We start from the raw sequence: 5,775 nt of genomic DNA, 5'->3' as shown, positions 1-5,775 counted from the left end.
CTTAGTGCCTTTCTTCAAAAACCCGGTCTCGTCGATCACCAGCACCGCGGCGTCGTCGCCGAGGTGCTCCACGACGTAGTCGCGCAGGTCGTCGCGGACCGCGTCGGCATCCCAGTCGGCGTGGTTGAGCAGCCGCTGCATCGCATCCGGGGTGGCATCGCCGGCCTGTTCGGCCAGCGTCCACCCGTTCTTGCGCTCCGCCTGCGACAGCAGTCCGCGCAGATAGACCCCGGCCCGGGCCCGCGGCTCCGCCCGGGCGAACCGCGACCCGATCCGCTCGAGCACCTTCTCCAGACCCACGGCCCAGTCCTCGACCTCGGCCACGGTGACATCCTCGGCCATCCGCCGACCGTCGTCGGCACCCTTGCCTCAACCCCGCAGACGCGCCGCAGCCGACCGAAGTAGGTGCGGCTGTAGTACTAGTCCCACCCTCAGGCTTGGAGGCGCTCCGATACCCGGCGGTGGACGGCGAGCTGCTCGTCCAGACCCGGGTGCACCGGGACGCCGTCCGCCACGACGAGCCGCCCATTCACGACGGTGTGGCGCGCCGCCACGGGGCCGCAGCGCAGCCACGCCTCCACCGGGTCGGACAGCGCGCCGGCGAACGCCGGTCCGGTGAGCGGCCACACGACCAGGTCGCCGCACGCGCCCACCGACAGCTCGCCGATCTCACCGGCCCGGCCGAGGCAGGCGGCGCCGCCACGGGTGGCGATCTCCAGGGCGTCGCGCGCCGACATCGAGCCCGCGCCGTGCCGCAGTTTGCCCTGCAGCATCGCCGTCCGCGCCTCGAGCCAGAGGGACGCGGAGTCCGCCGACGCCGAGCCGTCCACGCCGAGCCCCACGGGCGCGCCGGCGGCCCGCAGCTCCCCCACCGGGGACAGCCCGCTGCCCAGGATCATGTTCGACGACGGGCAGTGCGCGGCCCCCACACGCGCCGCGCCCAGGCGCTCCACCTCGTCCGGCGACGGCCACACCACGTGCGCGAGCCAGGTCCGGTCGGTCATCCAGCCGACGTCGGACAGGTAGTCGACCGGGCGCCGGCCGAAGGTCTCCAGGCAGAAGGCGTCCTCGTCCTGGGTCTCGCACAGATGGGTGTGCAGGCGGACGTCGAGCTGCCCGGCGAGCTCCGCAGTCCTGCTCATCAGCTCCGTCGAGACGCTGAACGGAGAGCACGGCGCCAGCGCGATGCGGGTCATGGCCAGGGGCGACCGGTCGTGGTGCAGGTCGACCAGCCGCGCGGAGTCGGCGAGGATCTCGTCGTCGTCCTGGACCACCGAGTCCGGCGGCAGCCCGCCGTCCTTCACCGACAGCGACATCGAGCCGCGGGTGGGGTGGAACCGGATGCCGAGGTCACGGGCCGCGGCCACCTCGGCCGAGATGAGGTCGCCGCCGCCACGAGGGTGGACGTAGAGATGATCGGTCGAGGTGGTGCAGCCTCCCAGCGCCAGCTCGGTGAGGCCCACGTAGGCGCTGACGTACGCGGCCTCCTCGTCCAGCCGCGCCCACAGCGGATACAGGGTGACCAGCCAGTCGAAGAGGCCGCCGGTGAGCGCGGGCGCGAAGGCGCGGGTGAGGTTCTGGTACAGGTGGTGGTGGGTGTTGACCAGGCCGGGTGTGACCAGGCATCCGCGGGCGTCGACGCGCCGGGCGGCATCCGGCTCCGGGTCGGCGGGACCACCCAGCCCGCTGATGGCCCCGTCGGTGACCGCGACCCAGCCGCCGGGGATCTCGCGGCGGGCGTCGTCGACCGTGGTCACGAGCTCGGCATCCGCGACGAGCAGGTCGGCGCGCGCAGGGGTGTCCACGCCCGCATCCTCCCCAGGCCGCGTGACGGGGGAGTTCACGCTCACCCGCTGGGCTCGTCGTCCACCTGGACGTCGAAGTTCGCGGTGTCGCCCTCCACCGAGGTGACCGTCACCGTGACGCCGTACTCCTCCGGGTCGCCCTCCACGGTGAGGGTGCAGCGGGCCTCCGCACCGACCTCCGCGTCGAGGTCCTCGGGACAGGAGACGTCCGGCCGGACGCCGACTTCTGCCTCCAGCGCCTCCTCCGCACCGTCGGCGATGTCGTTCGCGGCCAGGGAGCTGCCGCACGCGGCGAGCCCCACGGCCAGGAGCGGGGTGGCGACCAGCAGGCGCCGGCGTCGGGACACGGGCAGCTCCTCGCGGCGGGAGGTGAGGGGCGCCGACCCTAGCGGCGCCTGCGCGTCGGTCCCACGGGTTCGCGCGCGGTCCTCAGCGGGACGGACCGTCGAGCAGACGGGCGACCTCGGGGAAGAGCTCCCCGGAGAGCGGCCGGTCGCCGACGAGGCGGCCGGCGATCCGAGGCGGCAGCCCGACCGAGCCCAGGACCTCCAGCGCCTGGACGTCGGGCAGGGCGTCGAACCAGCGCCGCCCCAGTGCCGCCCGCGCCGCGGCCGTGGGCCGGCCCCACAGCCGTAGCCGGGCCATCCCGCCGTCGGGGTAGACGTCCAGCCGGACCTTCTCCACCCCGGGTGCCCGACGGATCACGAAGCGGTGCCGGGTGTCGGGCTGCAGCCGCGTGCGCGGGAGGAGCGTGACCTCGCGGTCGGGCCCGATGCCGGTGAGGGACGCGGTGCCGGGGGCGTTGCCGAGGAACCAGGTGGTGTCGAGCTCGGCGAGGGTGACCACGCCTTCGCAGGCCAGCGTGACCTCGACCCAGTCGTTGCCGTCGTCCCGTCGCCGCCGGGTCTCCCAGCCCTCGCCCATGCTGCGTGCCAGCCCCCGGGAGATGAGCTGCGCGGGGCGGCCGTAGAACGCGTCGCTGACGCCGGTGATCCGGCCGCCGTTCTCCAGCGCCGCGAGGTCGAGGGGTCCCGCGTCGATGATGCGGGGGTCGGGTACCGCTGTCCCGTGCACGCGCAGCCGGGCGACGCCGCCGTCCGGGTGGATGTTGAGCCGGACGTGGGTGACCCGCCGGCCCGACTCGACCGCGAACGCGTTCGCGGTGTCGCCCGCGAGGTCGGACAGCGGGACGAGCGGCTGCCAATCGGCCTTACCCAGCCCGTCGATCGAGGGGTGACCCTCGACCGCTGCGCCGTCGACCGACGCCCGGGTCGGATAGTTGCCGGTGAAGAAGGCGGTGTCGATGACGACGCCCGCGACGATGCCCGGGACACCGAGCCGGACGACCGCCCAGTCGTGGCCCGGCATACGGCGACGGCGAGTCTCCCACCCGTCGTACTCCTTGCCGCGGTGCCCGAAGTCCTCCCGGGCGGCCGGCGCCTCGGCCAGCACCAGGTTCTCCTTGGCGGCGAAGAACTCGTCGTTCGCCGCGAGGACGGCCCCGCCGAGGGAACGGCCGGCCAGGTCGCACAGCTGGACGAAGTCCGGGGCGGGGATGTCGGACACGGGGCTCCCTTGCGATGTGATGCGGGGCGGGTCACTGTGACATGGCGGGGCACCGGACAGCAGGGCACACCGGTCCATGACACGTCTGGAGCTCGCCATGACGACCCCCGACCACGACGACCTGCAAGCCCGCGCCAAGGACTACGTCGAGCACCTGCCGGCGGAGACGGCGCTGGGCAACGCCGATCCCGCCGGAGGCTCCACCGACGACCCGGAGCTCTACGACGAGAACGCGGAGGGTCGGAAGCAGCAGTAGCCGGTCAGAGGCCTCCCCGGTCCAGCAGTCGCCCGATCGGGCCGCCGTCCGCGACCTGGCCGCGAAGCCACGTCCGCCGGACGACGCCGTGCAGCTCGCGGCCGGCGTACGGCGTCAACGGGTTGCGGTGCTCCAGGTCGCCGACCGTCCACCGCTCCTCGGGCGCGAACGCCACCAGGTCGGCGTCCTTGCCCACCGTGATCGAGCCCTTGGCCGGCAGCCCGACCAGCCGCGCCGGCGTGTCGGCCATCCAGCGCACCACCCGTTCCAGCCCGATGCCCCGCGCACGGGCGCCGCTCCAGACCACCGGTAGGGCCACCTGCAGGGAGGCGATGCCACCCCAGGCCGTACCGAAGTCGCCGACGTCGAGCCGCTTCAGGTCCGCGGTGCACGGGGAGTGGTCGCTGACGACGAGGTCGACGTCGCCGTCGAGGAGCGCGGCCCACAGTCCTTCCCGGTGCCGGGCCTCGCGGATCGGTGGGCAGCACTTGAACGAAGTCGCGCCGTCCGGGACCTCCTCGGCGGCGAACGTCAGGTAGTGCGGGCATGTCTCGACGGTGATCCGCACGCCGACCGACCGCGCCTTCCGGAGGATCGGCAACGCGTCCGCATCGGCGACATGCACGACGTAGACCCGCGCCCCCGTGTCGCGGGCCGCGGCCACCAGCCGCCCGATGGCCGACTCCTCCGCCGCGCCCGGCCGGGAGGCCAGGAAACGGGCGTAGCTCGGCCCGCCGGCCTCCGGCGCCGCCGCGATCACGTCGGCGTCCTCGGCGTGGGCGATCAGCAGCCCGTCGACGGCCGTCAGCTCGGCGAGGGCCGCGCGGAGTGCAGCATCGTCCAGGGGCGGGAACTCGGGGACGCCGGAGTCGAGGAGGAAGCACTTGAACCCCACCACCCCGGCCTCGTGCAGCGGGCGGAGCTGGTCGAGGTTTCCTGGGACCGCCCCGCCCCAGAAGGCGACATCGGCGCTGACCTGGCCTTTCGCCGCCTCACGTTTCACGTGCAACGCATCGGGAGTCGTCGTCGCCGGGATGGAGTTGAGGGGCATGTCGACGATCGTGGTGATGCCTCCGGCGACCGCGGCCCGCGTCGCACTGGCGAAGCCCTCCCACTCGGTGCGTCCCGGCTCGTTGACGTGCACGTGGCTGTCGACCAGGCCGGGCAGCAGCACCTCGTCGTCGAGGAGGGTGACTGCGGAGGTCGGAGCGTCGTCGAAGGCGGTGACAGCGGTGATCCGGCCGTCCTCGGCATGCACGGCGGCAGGGTGCTCACCGTCGGGCAGCACCACCCGGCGCGCCCGGACGACGAGGTTCACGCCGACTCCCCGCCGGCGCTCGTCGGTCGCGCTCGTCGGGTTGCTCTGCTCATCGGTCAGCTCGCTCTACGCCGGCACCCGCGGGTGCAGGTACCGGCCGTGCGCACCGCCCGGCGCGGCTCCGCACCCCGGCCGTCGTCACCCCGCCACCCGGAAGGCGCCGCTTGACGGCTGCCTCCCCGGCGGCGGCACCTGACTCGCCGTCCGCGACGTGCACGGTGGATGCATAGGCCCCACAGCCCCCGGCCGCAAGCAGGCCGGCCCACCGGGCCAGGTCCGACGGTGGTGCGGTAGCGGACAACCGGTGCGGCCGAGGAGCTCCTCCTCGGCTGCGGTGAGCGCGTGCGGCCGCCGAGCTCGCCGCGGACGCCATCCGGGCCCGGGGCACATGGTCGCCGGCCATCGCCCCCGACTTCGGTGGGGTCCAGCTCCAGGCCATGCTCGACGGCGGCAGGCCGGCACCGCGGTGCAGGGGAGCCGCAGTTCCTGCTCCGGTGGTGACAGGTGCGCCTCGGGCGGACCTTGCGGTCGCCGCACCGACGCCCTACGCGCGCATCGCCGCGCCCTTCGCCGGCGCAGTGCCGGCCATCCTCGGGCGCTTCTTCCTCACGTGACGAAAACCGGACCCGGGGAACGTGCGCCGCACGCGTACCCGGCGCGATCCTGCGACTGTCCGCGTCCTCACCGGCATGGGACGCGAAAATGCCGAAGGGGCCCCAGCGGTGCTGGGGCCCCTTCGGGAATGGTTGTCCGGCGGCGTCCTACTCTCCCACCCCGTCTCCGGGGCAGTACCATCGGCGCTGAGAGGCTTAGCTTCCGGGTTCGGAATG

At 73.8% G+C, this 5,775-nt stretch carries 6 protein-coding genes and 1 rRNA gene; 1 reads left to right on the top strand and 6 read right to left on the bottom strand.

Annotated elements, in window-relative coordinates:
* The 4 genes from CHB94_RS24080 to alc form a co-directional block, all read right to left on the bottom strand.
* The coding region (locus CHB94_RS24080) for a transposase (RefSeq protein WP_141137649.1) at window positions 1-342 on the bottom strand (342 nt) is incomplete at its 3' end.
* 89 nt (window positions 343-431) lie between these two features.
* On the bottom strand, window positions 432-1,805 hold the full coding sequence (locus CHB94_RS24075) for an 8-oxoguanine deaminase (protein WP_089339073.1): 1,374 nt from the start codon (window positions 1,803-1,805) through the stop codon (window positions 432-434).
* Window positions 1,806-1,846: 41 nt separating this feature from the next.
* On the bottom strand, window positions 1,847-2,152 hold the full coding sequence (locus CHB94_RS24070; RefSeq protein ID WP_217899499.1) for a DUF4333 domain-containing protein: 306 nt from the start codon (window positions 2,150-2,152) through the stop codon (window positions 1,847-1,849).
* Between the two features lie 82 nt (window positions 2,153-2,234).
* Window positions 2,235-3,371: an allantoicase gene (alc, locus tag CHB94_RS24065; RefSeq protein WP_254920888.1), complete on the bottom strand. Its 1,137-nt coding sequence runs from the start codon at window positions 3,369-3,371 to the stop codon at window positions 2,235-2,237.
* A 97-nt stretch (window positions 3,372-3,468) separates the two neighbouring features.
* On the opposite strand from alc, the gene CHB94_RS25525 reads away from it, so the two are divergent.
* On the top strand, window positions 3,469-3,627 hold the full coding sequence (locus tag CHB94_RS25525) for a hypothetical protein (protein ID WP_176445738.1): 159 nt from the start codon (window positions 3,469-3,471) through the stop codon (window positions 3,625-3,627).
* A 4-nt stretch (window positions 3,628-3,631) separates the two neighbouring features.
* Here CHB94_RS25525 and allB read toward each other — a convergent pair whose 3' ends face one another.
* Window positions 3,632-4,945 carry an allantoinase AllB gene (allB, locus tag CHB94_RS24055; protein WP_089339070.1) on the bottom strand — a complete coding sequence of 438 codons (1,314 nt, stop codon included), beginning with the start codon at window positions 4,943-4,945 and terminating at the stop codon, window positions 3,632-3,634.
* 748 nt (window positions 4,946-5,693) lie between these two features.
* Window positions 5,694-5,775, bottom strand: a 5S ribosomal RNA gene (gene rrf, locus CHB94_RS24050); the annotation flags it as partial.

Origin of the sequence: Blastococcus mobilis (assembly GCF_900188025.1) — a bacterium.
GTDB classification, from domain to species: Bacteria; Actinomycetota; Actinomycetes; order Mycobacteriales; family Geodermatophilaceae; genus Blastococcus_B; species Blastococcus_B mobilis.
Note: the sequence above shows the minus strand (reverse complement) of the source record. Positions and strands in the feature narration are given on the sequence as shown.